The following is a 25,688-nucleotide window of genomic DNA, read 5'->3' on the forward strand; positions in this document are numbered from 1 at the left end:
GGCGCGCTAGTGTGCCGGATGGACAGCCCGTGCAGCATGGGCGGCAGCCACCGGCGAATCGGGCTCGGCCAGCGGCTCGTCTTCCGGCGAGTGGGTGCCATTGAGCACCGCGTGGGCGCGCTCGCGGTCGATATCGCCTTCCCAGGCCGCGATGGCGACGGTGGCCACGCAATTGCCGATCAGGTTGCCCAGGGCGCGGGCGATGCCCATGAACCAGTCCACCGAGAGCACCAGCACCAGCCCGATCGCGGGGATCGCCGGAATGGCGTGCAGCGTCGCGGCCAGCACCACGATGGCGGAGCCCGGCACGCCGTGCGCGCCCTTGGAGGTCACCAGCGCGATCGCGAGGATGGCCAGCAGGTCCGACATCGAGACCGGCGTGTTGGTGGCCTGAGCGATGAACACGGCCGCCAGCGTGATGTAGATCGAGAAGGCGTCGAGGTTGAAGGAATAGCCGGTCGGGATCACCAGGCCCACCGTCGAATCCCGGATGCCCATGTGGCGCAGCTTGGCCATGATCTGGGGCAGCACGCTGTCCGACGAGGTGGTGGCGAAGACGATGGTCAGTTCCTCGCGCAGGTAGCGCAGCAGCTTGATCAGGCTGAAGCCCGAGAGCCTCATCACGAAGCCCAGCACCACGAACACGAAGATGAGCACCGACGCATAGAACAGCACCACCAGCATGCCCAGCTGCTTGAGCGAGCCCACGCCGTACTTGCCGACCGTGAACGCGATGGCGCCCAGCACGCCCAGCGGCGCCAGCTTGATGATGATGCCCATGATCTTGAAGAGCACCAGCGAGAGCGCGTCCACCACCGAGGCCACGGGTTTGCCGAGGTCGCCCAGCAGCGCCAGCGCGCAGCCGAACAGCACCGCGAACAGCAGCACCTGCAGCACGTCGCCGGTCGCGAAGGCGTTGACGATCGTGGTCGGGATCAGCTTCATGAGGAACTCGACCGTGCCGCCGCTGGTGAGCTTGTCGGCCGTGGAGGCATAGGCGCTCATCGCCGCCGGGTCGAGCGCGCGCGGGTCCACGTTCATGCCAACGCCGGGCTTGAACACGAAGGCGAGCACCAGGCCCATGGCCAGCGCAACCGTGGTCAGCACCTCGAAGTAGATCAACGATTTGACGCCGACCCGGCCCACGCGCTTGAGGTCCCCCGCACCGGCGATGCCGTGCACCACCACGCAGAAGACCAGCACCGGGATGATCATCTTGATCAGCTTGATGAAGCCGTCGCCCAGTGGCTTGAGCTTGACGGCGAAATCGGGAAAGAACAGGCCCGCCGCCACGCCGAGCACCAGCGCGATGACCACCTGACCGAAGAGTGATTTGGCGAAACGGGGCATCTTGTCTCCTGTCTCCGTGATGGTTGCATGCAAGACAAAGATCATCTTGCATACAAGCAATGTAGGCAAGATTTGGGATTTGCTTGTTCGGGATTACCCCTGTTCGTTACCTTCTCTTGCACACTGCCATGGCGCGCATTAAATCCGCAGACAACGCCGATGCAGGGGCGACGTTCAACCCGCCGCCGATCCAGCGCTTGCGGCGGTGCGCTGACCTGAGTGACTCTTCGCATCGGACGGCGTTCGGCGTCGCACTAGGTCTCCGATCTGGAAAGAATGGGGTAAACCCGACATGCCTCGTAACGCAAGGTCAACGAACCGAGTACACCTCGCAGGCGGAACTGCGCGTCGAGTCTGGTGAGGATTCGGAAGCCGCGATGGGGATCACGCTGGATTGAACCGGGCTTTGATCGGCGAGCCGCATCACTCCTTTTCACCGCTTGCCTTCAAATGCCGAAACGAGAAGAGGAGCGCCAGGTCATAGGCAATCTTCAACGCACCGCAAGCGATCAAGGGGGCGCTCAGCAGGCCCGCCGCCATCCATGCGCCGGCCAGCGTCGGGCTGGCGGCCGATGCCAGGCTGCGTGGTACCGCGGTGAAGCTGGCAGCGGCGGTGCGCTCGGGTGGCGTGACGACGGCCATCACGTACGCGGTGCGCGTGGGTACGTCCATTTGCGAGAGCGCACTTCGCAGGAACAGCAGGGCCAGGGCCAGGTGCAGATCAGGCACCAGGGCGGCCGCGATCAGGCAGCAGCTGGAAGGGATGTGCGTGAACACCATGGTGTTCAGCAATCCGAACCTCCGTGCCACCGCGGGTGCCGCCAACTGCGAGCCCGCTGCGAGCAGGCCGGTCCAGAAGAAGAAGGCGCCCGCTTGAGCGAGCGTGAAGCCGAAGCGCTCGAAAAGCCACAGGCTCATGAGCGAGTTGACCACCAGCCCACCGGCGAAGGCGTCCACGCTGAACAGCGCCGCCAGCCTGATCACGATGCTTCGCGACGGGCCCAGCGGCGCCGGCGCCGCCGACACGGGCCCATCGCTCATGGGCAAGCGTCGATAGAGCCACCCCACCAGAGCGCCGATGAGCGCGTACAGCCCGAACATCGCGCGGAGGGCATTGAGCAGGCCCACGTTGTAGCGGGCCGTCAACCAGGCAGGTACCGCCGCAGCCAGGGCCCCGAGCGCGGCGCAGAGCGCGCCCGCCAACGAATAACGGGCGAACAGCACCGTGCGCGCATCGCCCGTGGCTGCATGGGCAAGGCGCGCGTGTTCCACCGGCAGGAAGACGCTCACGTCGCCCGAGCTCGGATTCAGCGTGCCGACAAGCGCCACCACCATCAGTGGCCAGAACGACGAAAGGCCGGCGAAGCCGAGTCCCGTGGCGACCATCAACAGCGCCGCCAGCAGGAGGAGGCGGCGCGATGCCCACCGATGACCGACAGCGCCGATCGCAAGCGTGGCAGCGGCCGAGCCGGCCAGGGTCGCCGTGCTGAGCAGGCCGACGTCGATCTGGCCGAATCCCAGGGCGAGCAGATAAGCCGGCAGCAGGACGGCCACATAGCCGTCGGCGAACGCGCGCAGCGACCGCCCGATCAGCAACAACCTGGCTTCGGGGGTCGTGGCCATGGGTGCAGGCGTCTCCGTAGGGATGAATAAACGTCAGGCATGCGCCATGAGCGGATACGCCACCAGGCCGATCAAGGCGGCAACGAGCACGATCACAGGTTCGGGGACCTTCTTGAAGCGCCACAGCACGGCCACCGTCACGATGGCCAGCACCGCCGTGACCCAGTCGGTGAGGGTGCGCTGGCCGATCACGATTGCCGCACCGGTGATCGCACCGATCGCCGCGGCAGTCACGCCATCGACGAAGGCGACGGTGCCCGGACGCTTGCCGTGCTTCTTGAAGTACGGCGCCGGCAGGATGGTGAAGAGGTAACACGGCAGGAAAGTGCCGGCCGCAGCCACCACCGCTCCCCAGAGGCCCGCGACGATGTAGCCGATGAAGCCTGTGGTGATGACCACGGGACCCGGCGTGATCATCGCCACCGCCACGGCATCGACGAACTGCCGGTCGCTGAGCCAGTGGTGCTCCTGCACCACGCCGCCGTAGAGGAACGGGACAATCGCCAGCCCGCTGCCGAAGACAAAGCTGCCCGCGTAGGCAAAGAAGGCGCCGATCTCCAGGAGCTGGTGCCAGTCAACGGCGGCTGCCAGCGCCGCCGCCCCGATCGGAGCCGCGATCGCGATGCCATTCAACCGGCCCTTCGACCAGCGCTTGGGCGGTGCACGGAGCAACCACACGAGGATGCCGGCGCCGAGAAAGAGCCAGATGATCTCGGACTTGGTGATCACCGTCACCGCCGCGCTGACCAGGAAGATCGCCCACAGGAGCCTGTCCTTGCCGATGTTCTTGGTCGTGAGCTTGTAGGCGCTCATGACGATGATGCCGATGACCGCAGCGCCGACGCCGTAGAAGACCGCCTGCATCCAGCCGATGCCTCCATAGGCCATGTACACGGCGCCCAGGGCGACCACCATCAGGAACGAAGGCAGCACGAAGGCCAAGCCGACGAGCGTTGCCCCTCGCACGCGGTAGTGCACGTAGCCGAGGTAGATCGCGAGCTGGGCGGCCAAGGGGCCCGGCATCAGCTGGGCGAGCGTCATGCCCTCCTTGTAGTCCGCCTCGGAGATCCAGCCGCGCCGCTCCACCAGGTCGCGGTACATGTAGCCAACGAGTGCGACCGGGCCGCCAAATCCCCAGGTGCCGAGCGCGAGCGCGTAGCGCACGAGTTGCCACAAGGTATAGCGGGGTGCGGCGGTCTCCGTCACTTCGGGTCCTTGGTCGTCTTGCTGCGCTGGCCCTCTCGCTGAAAGTGCGCGTACAGCGAATCGAGCACGGCGCCGATCTCGGCCAGCAAGGCGTCGTCGTCAGGCAGACGTTCGCGCGCACCGGCGAGCACCGCCTCGAAGCCGCTGCCTTCGGGTGCCGGAGCGCCGCCCACGTCGAGCGAGTGCACCATCGCGCCGAGGCGCAGCAAGGCGGCGTCTTCTTCCAGGCCGAAGCTCGCCATCAGCGTCTGGAAGGTGACGCGTTCGCCCACGTGGCTGAAGGTGGCGCCGTCGAAGTCGAAACCGAGCGCCTTGCGCGGGCAATCGGAGGGCTTGGCGAGCCACTGGAAGCGTGCCTCGGGGTCGATGAAGCGCCGAATCAGCCAGGCGCTGGCGACGCGGTCGACCCACAGGCGCTTGCGCGTCGCCCACAGGCGCCCCCTGTATTCGCTCGGATTGAGCCGGGACACCTGTCCTTCGGTCTCGTGCGGTTCATCCGGAGACAGCAGGCGTTCGAGGCGGCTGCTGAAGTCGCTCCACGCAGCCTCGGCCTCGATGCTGGCTTCGCCCGCAAAGAAGTCGATGGCTCGCAATGCCTCGTACTCGCGGTGCAGCTTCTTGTGCAGACGGTTGAGTTCGGCCGGCCCGAGACTCGAGAGCGACGCGGCCGCTTGCTTCCAGGTCTTTACGAGAGCCGCGTAGTCCTCGGACCGATCAAAAAGTGCCGGATAGGACTGCGCGTCGTCATTGCGCGCAGGCGTCGCGGACAAGACCCAGGCACCACCCCCTTCCCGGACGCACTCATCCGCCAGCTCCTGCAGGGCATCCTGGTGGTGGGAGCTGGCGGGAAGAAGATAGGCGCCATCGCGCAGCGCGGCGCACCCCAGCGACTTGAGCGTGCGCCAGATGCGCATGCGCGCCGTTGCGCCCTGCGTCGGGAGAGACAGGATCAGAAGAAGCCAACCGTCGGCGGCCATTTGCATGTAGCGGACGATACAGCATAGTAGAGATCGCTACAAATCATCTTCGGATTCGCCGAGGCCTGCACGCCTCCCGCTTGCCTGTCGACACGACACTTACACCGCAGGCACAGAGCTCGGCGCATCGGCCGCGCCGTTCGTGTTGCACTTGCTTTGCACGCGCTGTTGCGATGGCGCGAGCATCGACGCGGAAGTGGTAGCGCCGCGAGGCATGTGTCAGCCATGCCTGGCCGGCATCGACCCGCTGACTCAACTTACTCGTGGAGAAACACCATGGCTTCCTACATGCTCGTCAGGCACAAGGTCAGGGACTTCAAGACATGGAAGTCCGGCTTCGATGCCCATGCGCCGAAGCGCGCCGAAGCCGGTCTCACGGAGAAGTATCTGCTTCGCAATGCCGACGACCAGAACGAGGTCGTGGCACTCTTCGAAGCGTCGGATCTCGACCGGGCCCGCGCCTTTGCCGAGTCCGCTGACCTGAGAGAAAAGATGCAGGAGGTCGGGGTCGTCGACAAGCCGGACATCTACTTCCTGAGCAACTGAAGTACGTCAAAATCGTCCGGCATGCGCACCCTCGAACTTTCGGCAAATGGAGCCATCCCGGTCCTCGGGCTCGGGACCTGGCGCATGGGCGAGGCGCCGGCTTCGCGCAAGGCGGAGGTGGCCGCGGTGCGCGCCGCCATCGCCATGGGCTACCGCCTCATCGACACGGCCGAGATGTACGGCGAGGGCGGCGCCGAGGAAGTGGTGGGCCAGTCCATCGCCGAGGCGTTGCGTACCGGGGACGTGAAGCGCGAGGAGCTCTTCGTCGTCAGCAAGGTCTATCCGCACAATGCCAGCCGCGAGGGCACGCCTGCGGCTTGCGCGCGCAGCCTGGCGCGGCTGGGGCTGGACCGCATCGATCTCTACCTGCTGCACTGGCGCGGCGAACATCCGCTCGCCGAGACCTGCGAGGCGATGCGCCTGCTGGTGGCGGACGGCCGCATCGGGCACTGGGGCGTCAGCAACTTCGACACCGATGACATGGAGGAGCTGGCGGTCGTGTGCGGCGACGCACTGGATTGCGCCGCCAACCAGGTCTACTACGCGGTGAACGAGCGCGGTCCGGAGGTCAGCCTGCTGCCCTGGCAGCGCGAGCGCGGCATGCCGCTGATGGCCTACAGCCCGATCGACCAGGGTGCGCTGGCCCGCGACGCGGCACTGAAGAAGATGGCGCAGCGGCTGGGCGTGACGGCGGCGCAGCTCGCGCTGGCCTGGGTGGTGGCGCAGCCCGGGGTCGTCGCCATCCCGAAGGCCGTTCGCGAAGCGCATTTGCGCGACAACCTCGCCGCTGCAGCACTGCGGCTGAGTGCGGAAGACCTTGCGGAGATCGATCGCTTGCACCCGCCGCCGCGGCGCAAGAAGCCGTTGGCGATGATCTGAAGGAGCCGGGGCGCGCGCGTCGCTTCACGGCTTCTTCAGTGCGCCTCGGCCTGCCTGGCGGCGGCGATCACCGCTTCGTCGTCCTGCTTCGCGCCGTTGAGGAACAGGTTCAGCAGCACCGCCGCGACCGAGGCCAGCAGGATGCCGGACTCCACCAGCGAGTGGATCGCATGCGGCATCCATTGCTTGAAGTTCGGCGCGATCAGCGGAATCATGCCGATGCCGATCGACACCGCGACGATCATCGCGTTGTGGCGATTGCCCTTGAAGTCCACGCCGGAGAGGATGCGGGGGGAGCACCACGTCGACACACGGCCAGGGCCGGCTCGGTCGGGCCCACCGGGTTGCCGAAGATCCAGTTGATGGCCACGCGCATGAGGCTGATGCCGATCACCGCGATGATGGTGCCGGTCACCACCGGCGGAAAGAAGCGCAGCATGCGCGACACCAGCGGCGCGATCAAGGTCCCCGGTCCGATGTTGAAATCGAGTGCGCTGCGGCAGGGGGGCGGCGCTTTCAGGTCCCCGTGCGAAGTGGCTTCAGCGGCGGCGGCCGCGCAGCCATTCGAGCGCCAGCAGCAGACTGGTCGTGAAGAGGATCAGCAGGGTCGCGACGGCGGCGATGGTGGGCGAGATGTTCTCGCGGATGCCGGTGAACATCTGGCGCGGCAGCGTGACCTGGTCGGGCCCGGCCAGGAACAGCGTGACCACCACCTCGTCGAAGGAGGTCGCAAAGGCGAACAGCGCACCCGAGATCACGCCCGGGGCGATCACCGGCAGCGTGATGCGCAGGAAGGTGTTGAAGGGCGTTTCGCCCAGGCTCAGCGAGGCGCGCACCAGGTTGTGGTTGAACCCGGCCAGCGTCGCCAGCACGGTGGTCAGCACGAAGGGCGCGCCCAGCGCGGCATGCACCACGATCAGGCCCAGGTAGCTGTCGGCCAGCCCGATGGGCGCGAAATAGAGGTACGTTGCCACGCCCACCACCACGATCGGCACCACCATCGGCGAGATCAGCACGCTCATGAGCAGGCCCTTGAAGGCGAAGTCAGTGCGCGACAGGCCCACTGCGGCAAGCGTGCCCAGCACGGTGGCGAGCACCGTCGCGGCGGGCGCGACGATGAAGCTGTTGCGCGCCGCCCGCGCCCATTCCGGCGACTCGAACAGGTTGCGGTACCACTTGAGCGACCAGCCGGGGATCGGGTAAGCCAGAAAGGAGCTGTCCGAAAAGGACAGCGGGATCACGACCAGGATCGGCGCCAGCAGGAAGGCGAGCACCGCCACGCAGCCGGCGCGCACCGCCCACCAGCCGAGCTTGTCGGCGAAGGTGGCGTAGGCGGGGAACTCGGGAAGCTTCGGCATGCTTGTCTTTCGTGCGCTCAGCCCAGGCTCAGGTCAGCCTTGGCGACGCGGCGGTACACGGCATAGAGCACCAGCGTGGCGGCCAGCAGCAGGGCGCCGAGCGCGCAGGCCATGCCCCAGTTGATCTCGACATTGGTGTAGCGCGCGATGTAGTAGCTCAGCATCTGGTCATCGGCTCCGCCCAGGAGTGCCGGCGTCACGTAATAGCCGATCGCCAGGATGAAGACCAGCAGCGCACCGGCGCCGATGCCCGGGTAGGTCTGGGGCACATAGACGCGGAAGAAGGCCGCCAGCGGCGGACTGCCCAGCGAGACGGCTGCGCGCACATAGGTCGGCGGCACGCTTTTCATGACGCTGTACAGCGGCAGGATCATGAAGGGCAGCAGGATGTGGACCATCGAGATGATCACGCCGGTGCGGTTGAACAGCAGCGCCAGCGGATGGTCGATCAGCCCGATGCCCATGAGGCCGCGGTTGACCAGCCCTTCGGATTGCAGCAGCACGATCCAGGCCGCCACGCGCACCAGGATGGAGGTCCAGAAGGGCACCAGCACCAGGATCATCAGCACGTTGGCCTTGCGCGCCGGCAGCGTCGACAGCCACCACGCGAGCGGGTAGGCGAGCAGCAGGCAGAAGAAGGTGACCACGGCGCTGATCTCGAAGGTGCGCAGGAGAATGCCGCCGAAGGCGCGCTGGTCCGGCGGCATGCGCTCGACACTGCCCGTCACGTCGCGCCGCAGGTCAACCGAGGCCAGAAGGTAGTCGGGCGTCCAGCGCGAGCCGTTCTTGGCGATCGCCTGCCAGTAGGGCGCCTCGCCCCAGCGCGGGTCGAGGCTCAGCAGGCGCGCCTTGATTTCCTCCGGCGTGCCGGTGATCGGCAGCGCGCGGTAGGCGCCCATCACGAGCGAGCGGGCGCCGGCGATCTCGGTATTGAGCCGGCGCGCCAGCGCCCCGGCATCGGCGCTGTCGGGCAGCTGGCCGAGGTCGGCGGCGATTGCGGCATAGGCCTGCGGCGCGGGCGCTTCCTTGCGACTCCAGCCGTCGAGCGCGCGCACCGTGCGGGGCAGGGCGTTGGCCACTTCCGGGTTCTCGACCGCGCGCTGCAGCAGCGCGACGATCGGCACCAGCAGCGTCAGCAGCAGGAACAGCAGCAGCGGCAGCGTGAGTGCGAACGCGCGCCACTTGCGGCGCGCCTCGGCGCGCGCCAGGGCGCGGCGAAGCGCTCCCGGCGGAGCCTCCGCCGGGAGGTGGGAGGCGAGCGTTGCCGCGTGCATGGCCGCTTACTGCGTCGCCCACGAGGCGAAGCGCTTCTCGAGCGCCTCGCCCTGGTCGGCCCAGAAGGCGACGCTGAACTGGATGGCTTCCTTGGCATTGGCCGCCGAGGTCGGCAAATCGTCCAGCACCTTCTTGTCGAGGGACGCCAGGGCCTTGGTGTTGGTCGGGCCATAGGCGATGTTCTGCGCATAGACCGCCTGCGCCCCCGGCTGCATGGCGAACTGGATGAACTTCAGCGAGGCCTCCTTGTTGGGCGCGCCCTTCGGAATGACCCAGTAGTCGAGGTCGTAGATGCCGCCGGGCCAGAAGATCTTCAGGTTGCGGCCTTCGCGGTTGGCGGCGTCGATGCGGCCGTTGAAGACCGTGGTCAGCACCACGTCGCCGGCCACCAGGAACTGCGGCGGCTGCGCGCCGGCTTCCCACCACTGGATGTTCGGCTTGAGCTCGGTGAGCTTCTTGAAGGCGCGGTCGGCGCCCTCCTTGGTGGCAAGCACCTTGTAGACATCGGCCGGCTTCACGCCGTCGGCCATCAGCGCGAACTCGAGGTTGTAGCGCGCGCCCTTGCGCATGCCGCGCTTGCCCGGGATCTTCTTCACGTCCCAGAAATCGGCCCAGGAGGTGGGGGCGGTCTTGAGCTTCTCACCGTTGTAGGCCATGACGGTGGACCACACGAACACCCCGACGCCGCAATCGGTGACGGCGGCCGGCAGGAAGTCCGCCTTGTTGCCGATCTTCGAGTAGTCGAGTTTCTCGAACAGGCCTTCGTCGCACCCGCGCGCAGCGTCCGGCGATTCGACCTCGACCACGTCCCAGGTGACCTTCCTGGTCTCCACCATCGCCTTGATCTTGGCCTGCTCGCCGTTGTATTCGACCGGGATGACCTTGGTGCCGGTCTTCTCGTAAGGCTCGTAGTAGGCCTTCTTCTGGGCGTTGGCATTGGCGCCGCCGAAGTTGACGACGGTGATCTGCTGCTGCGCAAGTGCCGGCAGTGCCAGCACGGCGGCGGCCACGATCAGGGCGAGGCGGGTCTTTTTCATGGAAGGAAGATTCCTTGTGGGTTGGCGGTGGCAGAAAAAAGAAAGTGTGCGAAGGCGCTCAGGCCGCATAGATGCGCACGTGGTCGATCGGGAACCTGAGCCAGACGCGCTCACCGCCCTGCGGCGGCGCGGCGCCCTGCAGGCCGCTCAGCGGCAGCTTGACCGTGGCGTCCGCCTGGCCGCCGCCCATCGTGCACAGCAGCCGCAGGTGGTCGCCGAAGTAGATGACGCGTGCCACCTCGGCCTCGAGCACCCCGGGGCCCGAGGCCTCGACCTGCCGCTCCAGCACCACGCGTTCCGGACGGATGCAGGCCTCGACCTCGGCGCCCGCGGCTGCGCCGCTCACATTCAGGCCGGTCAGCACGCGGCCGTCCGGCAGTGCCATTTCGGCGCAGTTGCCGGCGCTGCGCAGCACGCCCTTGAGCACCGTGTTGTCGCCGACGAAGCCGGCGACGAAGCGGTTGGCCGGCCTCTCGTAGAGTTGCTCCACCGTGTCGAGCTGCTGGATCACGCCTTCGTTGAACACGGCGACGCGGTCGCTCATGGTGAGGGCTTCGCCCTGGTCGTGGGTCACGTAGACGAAGGTCACGCCGAGTTGGCGATGCAGCTCCTTCAGCTCGATCTGCATGTGTTCGCGCAGCTGCTTGTCGAGCGCGCCGAGCGGTTCGTCCATCAGCACCAGCTGGGGCTCGAACACCAGCGCACGCGCCAGCGCCACGCGCTGCTGCTGGCCTCCGGAAAGCCGGCCGGGCAGCCGGTCGTCCATGCCGCGCAGCTGCACCATCTCGAGCGCGCGCTGCACGCGGCGCCGCTGCTCGTCCTTCGGCACCTTGCGCACCGTGAGCGGATAGGCCACGTTCTGGCCTACGCTGAGATGGGGGAACAAGGCGTAGTTCTGGAACACCATTCCGAAGTGCCGCCTGTGCGGCGGCGTGCCCGTGATATGGCGGCCGTCGAGCAGGATGTCGCCGGAGGTCGGCGACTCGAAGCCCGCCAGCATCATCAGCGTGGTGGTCTTGCCCGAACCCGAAGGCCCGAGCAGGCTCAGGAATTCGCCGCGGTGGATGTCCAGGTCGAGCTGGCGCACCACCAGCTGTTCGCCGTCGTAGGTTTTCTGGACGCGCTGGAAGCGCACCAGCGGTTCTTGGGTCATGGCGGTGTTCAAGGAGGGGCCTGGACTTCGTCTATGGGCAGCCGGATGCCGTCGGCGGAATGAAAGTGGCAGCACTTTAGGTTTCGCAAGCCGGCGCGGCCATGTACAGCCGGGGTCCTCGTTCGGCGGACTGTACTGGTCTTGTATCCTGTACATACTTTCCTCCATATGGTGCAGATCGGTCTGCCCGAGGCTCCCTCCGATGCTCATTCTTCGCCCTGAACTTCCAACACCTCTGGTCAGCCAGATCGTGGAGGGGCTGCGCGGGCTGATCGGCACCCAGCGACTCAAGGCCGACAGCAAGCTGCCGTCGATCCGTGCCTTCGCCGCCGCCCACGGCGTCAGCGTCTTCACGGTGGTCGAAGCCTACGACCGACTGGTGGCCCAGGGCCTGCTGGTGTCGCGCGCGAACGCGGGCTTTTTCGTCAAGCGGCGCAGCGAAGAGGGCGCCGCCGGTGCGCCCGGCGCACCGCGCGCCGACCCGCGCTTCGATGCCCGGTGGTATCTGCAGCAGATCTTCGAGAACCGCAACCTGCAGCTCAAGCCCGGCTGCGGCTGGCTGCCGCACGACTGGCTGTTCGAGGATGGCATGCGCCGCAGCCTGCGCCACCTGTCCGCCGGCGGAACCGACATCGGCGGCTACGGCCTGCCCTTCGGACACATGGCGCTGCGCATGGCGGTGGCCGAATCGCTCTCCGAACGCCAGATCGTGGTCGATGCCGCGCAGGTGCTGCTGACCCAGGGCTCCAGCCAGGCGCTGGACCTGGTGGCTCGCCGGTTGCTCAAGCCGGGCGAAGCGGTCCTGGTGGACGACCCCGGCTACCCCAATCTGATGTTCATGCTGCGCTTCCTGGGCGTCCAGCTCATCGGCGTGCCGCGCACGCCGACCGGCTACGACCTGCCGGCGCTGGAGGCGCTGCTGGCAGTGCACCGGCCCAAGGCCTTCTTCACGCAGCCACGGCTGCAGAGCCCGACGTGCTCGACGGCTTCCCTGCCGCAACTCGTGCGCCTGCTGGAGCTTGCTCGGGCGCACGACTTCATGCTGGTCGAGAACGACATCTACGCCGACATGGACGCGTCGATGCGCCCGTCGCTGGCCAGCCTGGGGCAGTTGCGCGAGGTGGTCTACGTGAGCAGCTTCTCGAAGACCATCTCGCCGACCATCCGCGTCGGCTATGTCGTCGCCAGGCCCGAACTGCTCGAAGACCTGGCGCAGCTCAAGATGGTCTCCGGGCTGACGTCCTCGGACATCACCGAGCGGCTGGCCTTCGGCGCGGTGACCGATGGCCGCTGGCGCAAGCACCTCAAGTCGCTGCGCGACCGGCTGGGCCGGGCACAGGCCGCCGTGGCGCGCCGGCTGGACGCGCTGGGCTTCGAGCTGTTCCATGAGGCGTCGGCGGGGATGTATCTGTGGGCGCGGCATCCGGACATCGTCGACAGCGCCGAACTCTCCACGCGCGCGGCCGCCGAGGGCATCATGCTCGGCCCGGGGCAGTTGTTCCTGGTCAATCCGCGCCCGACCGGCTGGCTGCGCTTCAACGTCGCGTTCAGCGAAGACGAGCGGCTCTGGCGTTTTCTGGGCGGCAGCATCGAACAGCATCAGCACTGCGAGCTGTCGCAGCAGGTCGAGGAGTGAATGCGCCTTTTCTCCGGGATCAGGGGGCGCTCGAGCGGCGTGATGGCGCTCGCTGCCCTCAGATCGACAGCGATCCCAGCCGCTCCACCACCATGTCGTGCAGCCCTTGCGCCGCCGCCGAGAGGCTGCCCTCGCGCCGCTGCACCAGGTAGATGCGCCGCGTGAGCTGGGGCAGCGGCAGGGGCCGGATGGCGATCGTCTCGCGCCTGAACTGATACAGCGTGAGCGTGGGCACCACGCTGATGCCGAGGCCGGCCTCGACCATGCCCATCACGGTGGCCAGCTGCTCGACTTCCAGCACCGTGTTCATCGCGAGCGGATGCAGCGCGACCTCGAGCGCCTGCCGCACGCTGCTGTTGCGCGTCATGTGGATGAAGGCGAAGGGCTGCAGCTTGCGCAGCGTGAGCCGGGGCTCCGTCGCGAGCGGATGATCGGCGGGGCACACCAGGTGGAAGCGGTCGGTGCACAGCACGCGCAGGCGCAGCTCGGCGCTGTCGGCCGCGCGGCTGGCGGCCGCCGCCAGCGCGAAGTCGGCCTGGCCGCCGCGCACGAGGTCGATGCAGGCGTCCGACAACTGGTCGCTCAGCGCCAGCTCGATGCCGGGCCACTGCGCGTGGAAGTCCGAGAAGAGCGCCGGCAGCCAGCCGGCCGCGAGCGAGGGCAGGGCGGCGACATGCACGCGGCCCTTGCGCCGCTCCACATGGTCGCCCAGGTCACCGATGGCGCGCTCGACATCGGCCAGCAGCCGGCGCGCCGAGGCTTCGAACAGGTGCCCCTCGGGCGTGAGCTGCACGCTGCGCGTGTTGCGGTCGAAAAGCCGGGTGCCGACCTCCTGCTCCAGCGCACGGATCAGCGTGCTGAAGGCCGGCTGCGACAGATGGCAGGCCTGCGCGGCGCGCGTGAAGTTGGGCAGGTCGACCAGCGCGACGAAGGCACGCAGCTGGCGGGTGGAAAGGTCCGTGGAGGCCATGGGGCAATGGATCCATTGATTTGAACGACGAATGAGCCGATCCGAAGTTTCGATTTTACGGATGACTGAGGAATGCCTACATTCGCATCACAACGTGAGACAAGCATGAGTCCTTCGCCTGCATCCTCCCTGCTCATCGGCTGCGCCGCCGGATTCTCCGGCGACCGCACCGATGGCGCCGGCCCCGTGGTGGACACCCTCATCGCCCGCCTCGGCGGCGCGACCGCGGGGCGGCGCGCTTTCCTCATCTTCGAGACGCTGGCCGAGCGCACGCTGGCCCTGGCGCAGCTGCGCCGCCGCGCCGATCCGGAGTCCGGCTACGAGCCGCTGCTCGAGGCGATGCTGCGTCCGGTGCTGGCGCGCTGCCTGGCGCACGGCATCCGCATCGTCAGCAACTTCGGCGCCGCCAACCCGCGCGCCGCGGCCCGTTGCATCGCCCGGCTGGCACGGGAAGTGGGCGCCGCCGCGCCGCGCATCGCGGTGGTGGAGGGCGACGATCTCTCGGGCAGCGAACACCGGGCCCTGCTGCGCGCGGAACTGGGCCCGGCGATGGACGGCATGCGCGTGGTCAGCGCCAACGCCTACATCGGCGCGGAGCCGATCGCCGCGGCGCTCGATGCCGGCGCGCAGATCGTGGTCTGCGGGCGCGTGGCCGATCCCTCGCTCACCGTGGGGCCCGCGATGTCGCATTTCGGCTGGCGCGCCGACGACTGGGAGCGCCTCGGCCGCGCCACCATGGCCGGCCATCTGCTCGAATGCGGCGCGCAGGTCTGCGGCGGCTACTTCGCCGATCCGGGCTACAAGGATGTGCCGGGGCTGGCGTCGATCGGATTCCCGATCGCCGAGATCGACGCCGACGGCAGCTGCACGCTGGGCAAGGCCGAGGGCACCGGCGGCTTCGTGAGCGAGGCCACGGTCAAGGAGCAGCTGCTCTACGAGGTGCATGACCCGGCCGCTTACCTCACGCCCGACGTGGTGGCCGACATCGGCGAGGCCGAGGTGCGCGCCGCCGGCGCCGATCGCGTGGCGCTGTCCGGCGTCCGCGGCCATGCGCGGCCGGCGCGGTACAAGGTCAACGTCTGCTTCGAAGGCGGCTGGCTGGCCGAGGGCGAGATCTCCTATGCCGGCGCACGCGCCGAGGCGCGGGCCCGGCTGGCCGCCGACATCCTGCGCAGCCGCCTCGCGGGGCTCCGGCTGCGGGTCGACCTGATCGGCGCCATCAGCATCCTGGCCGACGACGGCGGCCGCGCCCTGGCGGCCACGCCCCCGGGCGACGCGCGCGACGTGCGCCTGCGGGTGGCCGCGGTGCACGACGAGCGCGCGCAGGCCGAGCGGCTCACGCGCGAGGTGATGGCGCTCTACACCTGCGGCCCGGCCGGCGGCGGCGGCGTGCGCACGGCGCTCACGCCGCGCCTCAATACGCGCTCCTGCCTGTTGCCGCGCGAGCAGGTGCCGGTGCGCTTCGAAATCCTGGAGGCGCAGGCATGACGCAGCAAGTGCATCGCGTCCCGCTGTTCCGCGCCGCCCATGGCCGCACCGGCGACAAGGGCGACCGCTCCAACATCAGCGTGATCGCCTGGCATTCCGAGCTCTACCCGCTGCTGGTCGAGCAGATCACGCCCGAGGCCGTGGCCGCGCAGTTCCGGTACCGCGTGCCCGGCCGGGTGCAGCGCTTCCTGATGCCGCGCCTGGGCGCCATGAATTTCGTGCTCGACGGCGTGCTCGACGGCGGCGTGAACGACGCGCTCAACCTCGATGCGCATGGCAAGGCCCTGTCCTTCCTGCTGCTCGACATGCCGATCGAGGTGCCGCACGCGCTGCTGCACCGGCTCGCAGGGCCGCCCGGCGGCTGAGCACCGATTTCCTTTTCGACGATTCAACGACCCCAGGAGACAAGCCACCATGATCCGATTGCCATCCGTCCCGCTGCTTCTCGCCGCGCTGCTGGCCGCAGGCGGCGCCGCAGCGCAGACCTACCCCGACAAGCCCATCACCTTCGTCGTGCCCTTCGCGGCCGGGAGCGCGACCGACCAGATCGCCCGTGCCCTGGGCAACGGCGTGACGGCCGAGACCCGGCAGCCGGTGGTGATCGACAACAAGGCCGGCGCCAGCGGCTTCATCGCCTCGCAGCAGGTGGCGAAGGCTGCGCCCGACGGCTACACGGTGCTGATCACCACCAACACCACGCATGCCGCGAACGAGCACCTGTTCAAGAAGCTGCCCTACGACCCGGTGAAGGACTTCGCACCCGTCGCCGCGCTGGGCAAAGGCGGCCAGATCATGGTGGTGAACACGAGCTCGCCGGCCAGGACGGTGGCCGAGTTCATCGCGCTGGCCAAGAAGGAGCCGGGCAAGCTGAGCTTCGGCAGCGGCAGCTCCTCCAGCCGCATGGCCGGCGAGCTGCTGCAGCAGATGGCCGGCATCAAGCTGCTGCACGTGCCCTACAAGAGCAACCCGCTGGCCATCACCGACCTGCTGGGTGGCCAGATCGACATGATGATCACCGACACCGCCACCGGACTGCCGCAGATCAAGGCCGGCAAGCTGCGCGCGCTGGGCGTCTCCGGCGCCAAGCGCTCGCCGCTGGCGCCCGAGCTGCCGACCATCGCCGAGGCCGGCGTCAAAGGCTACGAGATGGGCTACTGGTTCGCGGCCTACGCGCCCGCGAAGACGCCGCCTGCGGTGGTCAAGCGCCTCAACGAGCTGCTGGTGAAGGCGGCGAAGAGCGAGGCCGCGAAGACCGCGTTCTACGACCCGAGCGGCACCGAAGTGTTCACCAGCACGCCCGAGGAGCTCGCGAAGTTCCAGCAGGGCGAATCGCAGAAGTGGGGCCGCATCGTGAAAGCGGCGGGCATCGAGGCCGAGTAAGCGGCCCGACCATTCTCGTCACGACAACAGGAGACAAGCATGCACAAGACTCAGGAGGCGCGCCGCCGGCGCGCACTCTTCGCCGCCGCATGGGCGGTCGCGACACTGACAGCCTGCGGCGGCGGCGGAGGAGGCGGCGGCTTCTCCGGCTTCCTGCCGGTGGCGCCCGCGCCCGCTCCGGCAACGGCGGCCGCGCCGCAGATGAAGCTCACGATCAGCACCACCGCCGACTACCCCGGCAGCTTCGGCAGCGTCGCCGGCTACGAGCAGCTCACGGGCACGCTGAGCGGCGAAGTCGATCCCAAGGATCCCAAAAACGCGATCATCCAGGACCTGGAGCTCGCGCCCCTCAACGCCCGCGGCATGGTCGAGTACAGCGCCGACTTCGTGATGCTCAAGCCCAAGGACATGGGCAAGGCCAACGGCGTGCTGCGCTACGACGCACCCAACCGCGGCAACATCCTGACGATGCCCAACCTCGCCGCCAATCCGAGCGACGCGGAGTACTTCGAGCGCGGCTATGTGTGGATGTTTTCGGCCTGGCAAGGCGACGTGCCCAAGAGCACGCCGCAGCGGCTCACCGTCACGGTGCCGGTGGCGAAGAACAAGGATGGCTCCTCGATCACCGGGCCCTATGCGACGGAGCTGATCGCCTCCGTGCCCACGCCCTCGATCGCCCTGCCCGGCGGCGTTTTCAACGGCACCATGATTCCCTACGCGCCGGCGAGCCTGGACAACACGCAGCCCGGCTACCTGCTGACGCGGCGCGTGAACGAGACCGACCCGCGTGTCGCCATTGCGCCCTCGGACTGGAAGTTCGCCAGCTGCGACGCCGCGGCCAATCCCTTCCCCGGCACCGCCGACCCGGCGCGGGTGTGCCTCAAGGGCGGCTTCCAGCCCAACCAGCTGTATGAGCTGCAGTACATCGCGAAGGACCCGAAGGTGATGGGCCTGGGCCTGGCGGCGCTGCGCGACACCATCAGCTTCTTCCGTTCGGCCGCGGCGGATTCGGCCGGCACGCCGAACCCGCTGGCCGGCAAGATCGCGCACACGATCGGGCAGGGCACCTCGCAGTCGGGCAACGCGATGAAGACCTTCCTGCACCTGGGCTTCAACCAGCGGCTCGACGGCGGCAAGGTGTTCGACGGCATCTACGCCCATGTGGCAGCCCGGCAGACGAACATCAATACGCGCTTCGCGGTGCCGGGCGGCGGCGGTGGCCTTCGCACCGATCACCGCGCCTTCGGCCAGACGGCGCCGCGCGGCCTCGCCGCCGACTACGTCGATGCCGTCTCGGGCCGCAGCGGCGGCGTGATGAAGCGCTGCACGGCCACCGCCACCTGCCCCAAGTTCTTCCTCGGGCTGTCGGGCACCGAGTTCTGGCAGCTGCAGGGCTCGCCGGTGCTGACCGACGCCAACGGCTTCGCCGACCTCGCGCAGCCCGATAACGCGCGCATCTACTACTACGCCAGCACGCAGCACGGCGGCGGCACCGGCGGACTGGCGACGGGCATCGGCTTCAACCCGGCCGCCACGGTCTACCCGGCCGGTTCGATGGTGGACTTCGCCGACACCTTCCGCGCGCTCTTCGTCGACATGGAGGACTGGGTCGTCAAGAACACCCCGCCGCCCGCCAGCCAGGTGCCCAAGGTGGCCGACGGCACGCTGGTGCGGCCCAGCCAGCTGCTCTTCCCGACCATGGCGGGCCTCAGCTGGCCTCCCGCAGGCGGCACGCCGGCGGCGATCCCGGCCTTCGCCTACCTAGCGCGCTACAACGGCTTTCCGCTGCTGGACTATGGTCCGCAGTACCGGCCGGAGGACGAGTCCGGCATCCCGACCATCGTGCCGCCTTCCTACATGGGCAAGGACTACGCGATCCTGGTGCCGCAGGTCGACCCGGGCACCGGCCTCACGCGGGCGGGTATCCGCAGCGTCGACGTGCAGGCGCCGCTGGGCACCAGCCTCGAATTCAACTACGTGGCAACCCCCGGCATCGTCGACCTGGCCAACCTGACGGGCAGCTTCATCCCCTTCCACAAGACCGAGGCGGCGCGCATCGCGGCCGGCGACACGCGGCCTTCGATCGAGTCGCTCTACGGGACGCAGGCCGGCTTCGTCACGGCCGTGACGGATGCCGCGAACAGCCTGGTGGCGCAGCGCTTCCTGCTGCAGCGGGATGCCGACCGCCGCATCCAGCGGGCGCAGGCCAACCCGGTGCTGCCTTGACGCCACAGGCGCGCCGGCGTGTGTTTCGCCGGCGTGGCATTCGTCACGAACTGGCAACAGGTATGAGTACCTGAGTTTTCAAAACATGGAGGCGAGCGTCCGCGCCTCGCCGGTGCGCATGCCCCGCGGAGGGTCGATGCCTGTTTTGACGGCATCCTGTCGAAACGCCCGTGGGGACTCGCGCCGGCCAGTTGCCCAGAGCTTTATCCACAACCTTGTGCACCCCCTCGGGGGATAAATTTCCCTCTGGCAGCGGCCTGCGAAGGGGTCGCGGGACCTTCGACTTAGTCACATCCCGGGCTAGCAAATAAATCACGCCCTGACAACCCGCGTTACCCAGGAATGACACGCACCGGCATGAGGCTTTCGTCTTATGTTTGCGGGGCGCGCGGATCAGTGTTGCGCGGTCGCGGCTTCCAGCGGACGGAGCGCGCCCAGCACGGTCGGCAGCAGCTCGGAAACCGTGGGATGGATGAAGACGCCGCGCTGCACCGTCGCCACCGGCTGGCGCGCGTACATCAGCGTCAGCAGGGCATGCACCGCTTCGTCGGCCTCGACGCCCAGCAAGGTCGCCCCGACCAGGTGCCGCGTCTGCGCATCCACCAGCACGCGCAGGAAGCCTTGCTCCTCGCCCTTCTGCACGGCCCGGCCGACCCTGGACATGGGCCGCTCGCCGATCAGCGTCGGGCGCCCCGAGGCCAGCGCCTCGCCCACCGTGATGCCGATGCGCGCCAGCGGCGGATCGGTGTAGAGCGCATAGGCAGGGATGCGATCGCTCACGCGCCGCGGATCGGCGTCGAGCAGGTTGGCGGCGACGATCTCGAAATCGTTGTAGGCCGTGTGCGTGAAGGCGCCGCGCCCGTTGCAATCCCCGAGCGCCCAGATGCCCGCCGCCGAGGTACGCAACTGGTCGTCGACCCGGATGAAGCCGCGTTCATCGACCTCGACGCCGCAGCGGTCGAGCCCGAGGTCGTCCGTGTTCGGCCGGCGGCCGGTCGCGTTCAGCACGTGCGTGCACAGGAACTCGTCCTGGTCGTCGCCGCAGCGCCAGCGCGCCGCGATGTGCGCGCCTTCGCGGCGCAGCGCGAAGCATTCCGTGCCGGTTCGGATCTCGACGCCCTCGCGTTCGAGGGTCTCCTGGAGCGCGCGCGCCACGTCGGCATCTTCTCGCGGCACGATCTGCGCGCCGCGCTGCAGCACGGTCACCCGTGAACCGTAGCGCCTGAACATCTGGGCGAACTCCAGCCCGACGTAGCTGCCGCCGACCACGCCCAGGTGCTCGGGCAAGCGGTCGAGCGCCATCAGCGAGGAATTGTTCAGCACGTCGACGCCGCCGCGGATGTCGGGCGCCAGCTCGCTCGCGCGGCCGCCGACGTTGATGAAGACCCGCTCGCTGTGCAACAGCCGCTCGCCCACGCGGAGCACGCCGGGCGCCTCGAAGCGCGCATGGCCCTGGATGACGGTGATGCCCGGCATGCCGCGCAGCCACTTCTCGACGCCTTCGCTCGAACTGCCGGAGATGCGGCTCTTGCGTGCCATCACCGCAGGGAAGTCCACCTCGGCCTCGCCGCGGATGGAGATGCCGAAGTCCTGGCTTCGATGCAGCAGCGCCGCCACATGCGCGCTCGCCACCATCGCCTTGGTCGGGATGCAGCCGGTGTTGACGCAGGTGCCGCCGAAGCGATGGCGCTCCACCACCGCGACGCGCCAGCCTGCCTGCGAGAGGCGGTCGGCCAGTGCGGGGCCAGCCTGGCCGCTGCCGATGACGATGGCGTCGAAGGTCTCGTCCATGTGCGTCTCCTTGGATGCGGGCAGTGTGTCAGGCCGGTTGGGGCTTGGCCAGTGGAAGTGTGGCATTCGGGTGCAAACTCGGGCGCTTCATCGACACCGCCAATGGAGAAAAAACGCCTCCCATGACGCAGCCCATTCTTGTCCGTCCAGTGGTGCAGGACGACCTCGCGGCCTGGCGGCCCCTCTGGGACCGCTACAACGCTTTCTACGGCCGCCATGGCGAGACGGCGCTGGCCGAGCACATCACCCAGACCACCTGGCAGCGCTTCCTCGATCCGGCGGAGCCGATGGACGCACTGGTCGCAGTGGACCAGGGCGGGATCGTCGGCCTGGCGCATTACCTGTTCCATCGCAGCATGACGCGCATCGAATCGATCTGCTATCTCTCGGATCTGTTCACGCTCGAATCCCACCGGGGACGCGGCATTGGCCGGCTGCTCATCGAAGGGGTCTACGAGCAGGCAAAGACGGCCGGCGCGTCGCGTGTCTACTGGCAGACGCAGGCGTCGAATGCGGCGGGGCGCTTGCTCTACGACAAGGTGGCGAAGCACCTGGGCTTCATCGTATACACGAAGGAGTTTTGATCACCATTGCGGCGGCCAGGACGTGGCAGTACCACGGTGGTCGGAGGCGTTTTACTGAGCGCTGATGTGCCGCGCGCTGCAAAGGCGCCCGCGGGTCCGCTGCGGCGCGCCACTGTGGCGGTCGGCGCTGCGCGCCGACTCCCCTGCGATGCTCGCGCAGCCGGCCTGCCGCAGAACTCGCTGCGTTCACTTCGTTCACTGCGCTCAAACAGCTGCGGCAAGTCAGATCACGAAGCACGCCTGTTCTTCGGCAGGCGTGCGGCCGGCTGCGCTGCGCTTCTCGGCGCCACAGAGGCGCACCGCAGCGGACCCGCGGGCACCTTTGCGGGATACGTTGTGCCGGTATCCGAGCACCCCCAACATTCCCTCCGCCGAAGGTGGTCTGCGGACCGGGCGACTTCTGGGGCGGCGAGCACCGCAGCGAAGTCGGCGCAACGCGCCGACCGCCCCAGCAGGAGCCCGGGCCGCAGACCGCCTTCGGCGGCGCGCAGGCCGCAATGCCCCCTGCACACGCGAACGGGCTTCATCAAGACCCATGTCATACGCCACGCCATGCTCGAGCAACAACGCGCGCCATTGCCGAGCATGGCGCCCGCAAGGCCCAGCGCGCCCTGCCGGAGCGTCAGGCCAGCAAAGCCTTGACCAAGTCGAGCTGCCGGTCAGGCGCCCCGCTCGTGAGCTGCAGGCTGGCCTCGATGCGCGACAGGTGTCCGGTCATGCAGGCCACCGCGGCTTCGACGTCGCCGCTGCGGCACACCCGCAGGAAGTCCGAGTGCTCGTCGGAGGAACAGTGCGGGTCGTTGGAGGAGTGGTAGAGCATTGCAATCAGCGAACTGCGCGCCACCAGTTCGCGTACCAGCTCGGCCAGCGTGCGGTTGCCGGCCGCCTCGGCCAGCGCGACGTGGAAGTCGCCCAGCAGCTTTTCACGCACCGTGCCGGTGGTCGTGGTGGCGCTCAGCGTGGTGCGCTCGAAACGGATGTGCTGCTCCAGCGCACGGTAGTCGGCGGGCTTCGCCTTGGCGACGAACAGGCGCACCACTTCGCTCTCGAGGATGCGGCGCACGCCGAAGACCTCGCGCGCCTCCTCGACGCTGGGCTTGCTGACGAAGGCGCCCTTGTCCGGAATCATCTCGATCAGCTTGTCCTTCGACAGCGTCAGCAGGGCAGCGCGGATCTTGGTGCGGCTCACCGCGTAGACCCGGCCCAGGGCCTCTTCGCGCAGCCAGGTGCCGGGCGGCAGGCGCTTCTCGACGATGGCGGTGGCGATGTCCTGCGCGATGCTCTCGATGGTGGCGCTCTTGTCGGGGGCGGCGGCGATCGCGTCGGGTTCGGGGCTGGTCTTCGGAGGCGGGGCGGCGGATGCTTTGGGCGCGCGTGGCATGGCTCGATTGTGGACGAGCCGCGGCGTGCGTTTCATGCCGGAGCCTCGCCCACAGCTTCCTCAGGCGGCGCGCCTGAGCGCCGGCGCCTGCAGGGTGAAGCCTTCCAGCAAGCCCGTCATCGGCTTGGCCGGCGGCTGCGCCAGTTCCCCGTGCTTGCTGGTGCCGAGCCGCAGGTTCACCAGCGACTCGACCAGCTGCGTGCCTGCAGCCACTCCGTCGATCACCGGCACGCCCAGCACCTGGGCGATGTGAGCGCACAGATCGGCCATGCCGGCGCAGCCGAGCACGATGGTGTCGCTGCCGTCCTCCGCCAGCGCGCGGCGGCATTCGTCGACGATGCGCTCGCGCGCCTTGCTGCCCGGCGCGTCCAGTTCCAGCACGGGGATCTCGCAGGCGCGCACATTGGCGCAGAAGCGTTGCATGCCGTAAGCCTCGGCCAGGTGCCGGGCCTGGCCGATGGTGCGCGCAAGCGTGGTCACGACGCTGAAGCGCGTGCCCACCAGGCTGGCCACGTGCATGGCCGCCTGCGCGATGCCCACCACCGGGCCGCGCGCCAGCTCGCGCGCCGCCTGCAGCCCCGGGTCGCCGAAGCAGGCGATGACGTAGCCGTCGACATCCTGTTGTTCGCCGGCGGCGATTTCCTGCAGCAAGCCGGGCACGGCCAGCGCCTCGTCGTAGTGGCTCTCGATGGAGGCCGGCCCCATCGACGGACTGACCGCCACGATCTCGGTGCCCGGCCGCGCGGCAGAGCGCGCGCAGGCGCCGATCTTCTCGGTCATGCTCCAGGTGGTGTTGGGGTTGATGATCTTGATGCGCATGGCGGGCTCGGGATTTCTTCCGTTCAGGATTTTCGATTGACAAGGGCGTAGATCACGAAGCCCAGCCCCATGCCGATGAACCAGGCATAGTTGGCCGCGCCGCGCCACGAGGGGATCAGCACGCACAGGATCGGGACCAGCGCCGAGGGGACCAAGGTCCACACGGCCTTCATGTTGTAGCCGTTGCGATACCAGTATCGGCCCTTGCTGCTCAGCGTGTAGAGGTCGTCGACCACCACGTGCTGCTTCTGCACCAGGTAGAAGTCCGCGATCAGGATACCGAACAGCGGCCCGATGAAGGAGCCCAGGATGTCCAGGGTGTAGTGGATCACCTCGGGATTGTTGTAGAGGTTCCACGGCGTCAGGAAGACCGAGCCGACCGCGGCGATCATGCCGCCCGCGCGCCAGCTGATGTGCTGCGGCGCCACGTTCGAGAAGTCGAAGGCCGGCGAGACGAAGTTGGCCACGATGTTGATGCCGACCGTCGCGATCATGAAGGTCAGCGCCCCCAGCACGACGGCGGTGGTGCTGTCGATCTTGCCCACGGTGTGAACCGGGTCGGTGATCAGCTCGCCGAACACCGGCAGCGTCGCGGCGGTGGTGATCACCGTCAGCAGCGAGAAGAACACGAAGTTGACGGGCAGGCCCCAGAAGTTGCCCTTCTTCACCGCGTCGAAGCTCTTGCCGTAGCGCGAGAAGTCGCCGAAGTTGAGCATCGGTCCGCTGAAGTAGCTGACCACCAGCGCGATGGCCGAGAGCATCACCGGCAGCGCGTCCCAACCCTGGAACTTGACGCCGCCGAGATTGAGGTCGATGTTGCGCCAGCCGGCCTTCCACACCAGCCAGCCGCAGAGGATCGTCATCACCACGTAGACGCCCGGGCCGGCCCAGTCGATGAACTTGCGGATCGCTTCCATCCCGTGCCAGAACACGAAGGCCTGCAGCACCCACATCACCATGAAGGCGACCCAGCCGAGCGCCGACAGGCCGGCGAAGCCATGCAGCCTGACGTCGGCGTACGGCGCGAGGTGGGGGAACAGGTGCAGCGCCAGCACCATGAAGGCGGCCGAGGCCAGGTAGGTCTGGATGCCGTACCACGCCACCGCGATCAGCCCGCGGATGATGGCCGGGATGTTGGCGCCGCGCACGCCGAAGGAGGCGCGGCAGATCACCGGGTAGGGCGTGCTCGTCACCTGGCTGGGCTTGGCCACCAGGTTGCAGAAGAACTGCACGATGCAGATGCCCACCAGCAGCGCCACCAGCACCTGCCAGCTCGACAGCCCCAGTGCGAACAGGCTGCCGGCGGTGATGTAGCCGCCGACGCTGTGCACGTCGGACATCCAGAAGGCGAAGATGTTGTACTGGCCCCAGGTCTGCTTCTTCAGCGGTGCGAGATCCTCGTTGGTGAGGGCCGGGTCGTAGCCCGGCTTCATGGCGGCGTTGGACGGTTCGGCATGCGGGGCATGGCCCTGGATGGGCATGTCGACGCTGGCTTGGCTGACGGCGGTGTTCACGGGTTGTCTCCTCGTGGGGTGGCGGATGTCCGGGCGGTCGGCCCGGTTCGATGATTGCACCCCATATTTGTATACAAAAAATGGGTGCAATCAAGCGCGAATCGAGCTGACGGGATTGGTGTTTACCCGGGGCAGGGCCACAATGGTCGGCTCGAAAACGAAGGGCAGGCGCGTCATGGATCACGGGAACGCATCGATCGAAAGCCGCCTGGTGCGGATACGCGGCATCGTCCAGGCCGTGGGCTTTCGCGATGGCTGCATGCGCCATGCACGGGCGCAGGGCATCACCGGTTGGGTGCGCAACTGCCGCGACGGCTCGGTGGAGGCGCTGCTGCAGGGTTCGCCGCAGCAGCTGGCACGGATGTGCGAATGGCTGCGCCACGGGGTGCCCGGTGCGCGCGTCGATGCGCTGGATCAGGCCGAGGCCATGCCGCCACCGGCGCGACTGCAGGGCTTCGACATCCTGCCGACGGCCTGAGCCCTGCCGTTGACGCG

Annotated in this window: 23 protein-coding genes and 1 pseudogene; 9 read left to right on the forward strand and 15 right to left on the reverse strand. The window is 68.1% G+C overall.

From position 1 onward, the window contains the following. Positions 1 to 6: 6 nt before the first annotated feature. The 4 genes from J2739_RS14185 to J2739_RS14200 all read right to left on the reverse strand — a co-directional run bounded on the left by J2739_RS14185 (position 7) and on the right by J2739_RS14200 (position 5,162). Positions 7 to 1,350, reverse strand: coding sequence for a C4-dicarboxylate transporter DctA (locus J2739_RS14185; protein WP_309902662.1), 1,344 nt, complete (start codon positions 1,348 to 1,350; stop codon positions 7 to 9). Positions 1,351 to 1,773: 423 nt separating this feature from the next. Beyond that, positions 1,774 to 2,973 (reverse strand): MFS transporter, encoded by a 1,200-nt coding sequence (locus tag J2739_RS14190; protein WP_309902664.1) that lies wholly within the window; start codon positions 2,971 to 2,973, stop codon positions 1,774 to 1,776. Between the two features lie 33 nt (positions 2,974 to 3,006). Further along, complete coding sequence (locus J2739_RS14195) at positions 3,007 to 4,179, reverse strand: chromate transporter (RefSeq protein WP_309902667.1); 1,173 nt, start codon at positions 4,177 to 4,179, stop codon at positions 3,007 to 3,009. Next, a complete protein-coding gene (locus J2739_RS14200) occupies positions 4,176 to 5,162 on the reverse strand; it encodes a chromate resistance protein ChrB domain-containing protein (RefSeq protein WP_309902669.1) in 987 nt (328 codons plus the stop codon). The genes J2739_RS14195 and J2739_RS14200 overlap by 4 nt, the downstream gene beginning before the upstream one ends. A gap of 270 nt (positions 5,163 to 5,432) precedes the next feature. On the opposite strand from J2739_RS14200, the gene J2739_RS14205 reads away from it, so the two are divergent. After that, positions 5,433 to 5,702 (forward strand): hypothetical protein, encoded by a 270-nt coding sequence (locus J2739_RS14205; protein WP_309902671.1) that lies wholly within the window; start codon positions 5,433 to 5,435, stop codon positions 5,700 to 5,702. 21 nt (positions 5,703 to 5,723) lie between these two features. Then, the gene (locus J2739_RS14210; protein ID WP_309902673.1) at positions 5,724 to 6,581 is read left to right on the forward strand and encodes an aldo/keto reductase; all 858 of its coding nucleotides are present in this window, start codon (positions 5,724 to 5,726) and stop codon (positions 6,579 to 6,581) included. Positions 6,582 to 6,616: 35 nt separating this feature from the next. On the opposite strand, the pseudogene J2739_RS14215 reads toward J2739_RS14210, so the two are convergent. From J2739_RS14215 to J2739_RS14240, 6 genes and pseudogenes are all read right to left on the reverse strand, one after another. Further along, positions 6,617 to 6,871, reverse strand: a pseudogene (locus J2739_RS14215) (purine permease); the annotation flags it as partial. Continuing rightward, positions 6,823 to 7,029, reverse strand: a complete 207-nt coding sequence (locus tag J2739_RS14220; protein WP_405053893.1) for a solute carrier family 23 protein — start codon at positions 7,027 to 7,029, stop codon at positions 6,823 to 6,825. The gene J2739_RS14220 and the pseudogene J2739_RS14215, both read right to left, overlap by 49 nt. Positions 7,030 to 7,120: 91 nt before the next feature. Next, positions 7,121 to 7,939, reverse strand: coding sequence for an ABC transporter permease (locus J2739_RS14225; protein ID WP_309902675.1), 819 nt, complete (start codon positions 7,937 to 7,939; stop codon positions 7,121 to 7,123). A gap of 17 nt (positions 7,940 to 7,956) precedes the next feature. Next, on the reverse strand, positions 7,957 to 9,213 hold the full coding sequence (locus J2739_RS14230) for an ABC transporter permease (protein ID WP_309902676.1): 1,257 nt from the start codon (positions 9,211 to 9,213) through the stop codon (positions 7,957 to 7,959). Between the two features lie 6 nt (positions 9,214 to 9,219). After that, positions 9,220 to 10,251: a polyamine ABC transporter substrate-binding protein gene (locus J2739_RS14235; RefSeq protein ID WP_309902679.1), complete on the reverse strand. Its 1,032-nt coding sequence runs from the start codon at positions 10,249 to 10,251 to the stop codon at positions 9,220 to 9,222. A 58-nt stretch (positions 10,252 to 10,309) separates the two neighbouring features. Continuing rightward, positions 10,310 to 11,404: an ABC transporter ATP-binding protein gene (locus J2739_RS14240; RefSeq protein WP_309902681.1), complete on the reverse strand. Its 1,095-nt coding sequence runs from the start codon at positions 11,402 to 11,404 to the stop codon at positions 10,310 to 10,312. Positions 11,405 to 11,606: 202 nt separating this feature from the next. On the opposite strand from J2739_RS14240, the gene J2739_RS14245 reads away from it, so the two are divergent. Beyond that, the gene (locus J2739_RS14245) at positions 11,607 to 13,040 is read left to right on the forward strand and encodes an aminotransferase-like domain-containing protein (protein ID WP_309902683.1); all 1,434 of its coding nucleotides are present in this window, start codon (positions 11,607 to 11,609) and stop codon (positions 13,038 to 13,040) included. Between the two features lie 58 nt (positions 13,041 to 13,098). On the opposite strand, the gene J2739_RS14250 is transcribed toward J2739_RS14245, so the two are convergent. Continuing rightward, a complete protein-coding gene (locus J2739_RS14250; protein WP_309902685.1) occupies positions 13,099 to 14,010 on the reverse strand; it encodes a LysR family transcriptional regulator in 912 nt (303 codons plus the stop codon). Between the two features lie 105 nt (positions 14,011 to 14,115). Here J2739_RS14250 and J2739_RS14255 point away from each other — a divergent pair, with 105 nt between their 5' ends. Genes J2739_RS14255 through J2739_RS14270 form a run of 4 tightly spaced genes read left to right on the forward strand, consistent with a single transcriptional unit; the run spans position 14,116 to position 19,104 of the window. Beyond that, a complete protein-coding gene (locus J2739_RS14255; protein WP_309902687.1) occupies positions 14,116 to 15,498 on the forward strand; it encodes an acyclic terpene utilization AtuA family protein in 1,383 nt (460 codons plus the stop codon). Next, positions 15,495 to 15,863 (forward strand): AtuA-related protein, encoded by a 369-nt coding sequence (locus tag J2739_RS14260; protein ID WP_309902689.1) that lies wholly within the window; start codon positions 15,495 to 15,497, stop codon positions 15,861 to 15,863. Before J2739_RS14255 ends, J2739_RS14260 begins: the two co-directional genes overlap by 4 nt. Positions 15,864 to 15,912: 49 nt before the next feature. Next, positions 15,913 to 16,878: a Bug family tripartite tricarboxylate transporter substrate binding protein gene (locus J2739_RS14265; protein ID WP_309902691.1), complete on the forward strand. Its 966-nt coding sequence runs from the start codon at positions 15,913 to 15,915 to the stop codon at positions 16,876 to 16,878. A 39-nt stretch (positions 16,879 to 16,917) separates the two neighbouring features. Beyond that, the gene (locus J2739_RS14270; protein WP_309902693.1) at positions 16,918 to 19,104 is read left to right on the forward strand and encodes an alpha/beta hydrolase domain-containing protein; all 2,187 of its coding nucleotides are present in this window, start codon (positions 16,918 to 16,920) and stop codon (positions 19,102 to 19,104) included. Positions 19,105 to 19,497: 393 nt separating this feature from the next. On the opposite strand, the gene J2739_RS14275 is transcribed toward J2739_RS14270, so the two are convergent. Further along, a complete protein-coding gene (locus tag J2739_RS14275; RefSeq protein WP_309902694.1) occupies positions 19,498 to 20,895 on the reverse strand; it encodes an FAD-containing oxidoreductase in 1,398 nt (465 codons plus the stop codon). Positions 20,896 to 21,017: 122 nt separating this feature from the next. Here J2739_RS14275 and J2739_RS14280 point away from each other — a divergent pair, with 122 nt between their 5' ends. Then, entirely contained in the window at positions 21,018 to 21,479 is a 462-nt protein-coding gene (locus tag J2739_RS14280) for a GNAT family N-acetyltransferase (protein WP_309902696.1), read from the forward strand. Between the two features lie 622 nt (positions 21,480 to 22,101). On the opposite strand, the gene J2739_RS14285 is transcribed toward J2739_RS14280, so the two are convergent. The 3 genes from J2739_RS14285 to J2739_RS14295 are packed head-to-tail and all read right to left on the reverse strand — an operon-like array spanning position 22,102 to position 25,193. Beyond that, the gene (locus J2739_RS14285; protein WP_309902698.1) at positions 22,102 to 22,860 is read right to left on the reverse strand and encodes a GntR family transcriptional regulator; all 759 of its coding nucleotides are present in this window, start codon (positions 22,858 to 22,860) and stop codon (positions 22,102 to 22,104) included. A 60-nt stretch (positions 22,861 to 22,920) separates the two neighbouring features. Beyond that, positions 22,921 to 23,679, reverse strand: a complete 759-nt coding sequence (locus tag J2739_RS14290; protein ID WP_309902700.1) for an aspartate/glutamate racemase family protein — start codon at positions 23,677 to 23,679, stop codon at positions 22,921 to 22,923. Positions 23,680 to 23,702: 23 nt separating this feature from the next. Further along, positions 23,703 to 25,193: an NCS1 family nucleobase:cation symporter-1 gene (locus tag J2739_RS14295; RefSeq protein ID WP_405053883.1), complete on the reverse strand. Its 1,491-nt coding sequence runs from the start codon at positions 25,191 to 25,193 to the stop codon at positions 23,703 to 23,705. A gap of 175 nt (positions 25,194 to 25,368) precedes the next feature. Here J2739_RS14295 and J2739_RS14300 point away from each other — a divergent pair, with 175 nt between their 5' ends. After that, positions 25,369 to 25,671 carry an acylphosphatase gene (locus J2739_RS14300; protein WP_309902701.1) on the forward strand — a complete coding sequence of 101 codons (303 nt, stop codon included), beginning with the start codon at positions 25,369 to 25,371 and terminating at the stop codon, positions 25,669 to 25,671. Positions 25,672 to 25,688: the final 17 nt, after the last annotated feature.

Origin of the sequence: Variovorax soli (assembly GCF_031454625.1) — a bacterium.
Classification (GTDB): domain Bacteria; phylum Pseudomonadota; class Gammaproteobacteria; order Burkholderiales; family Burkholderiaceae_C; genus Variovorax; species Variovorax soli_A.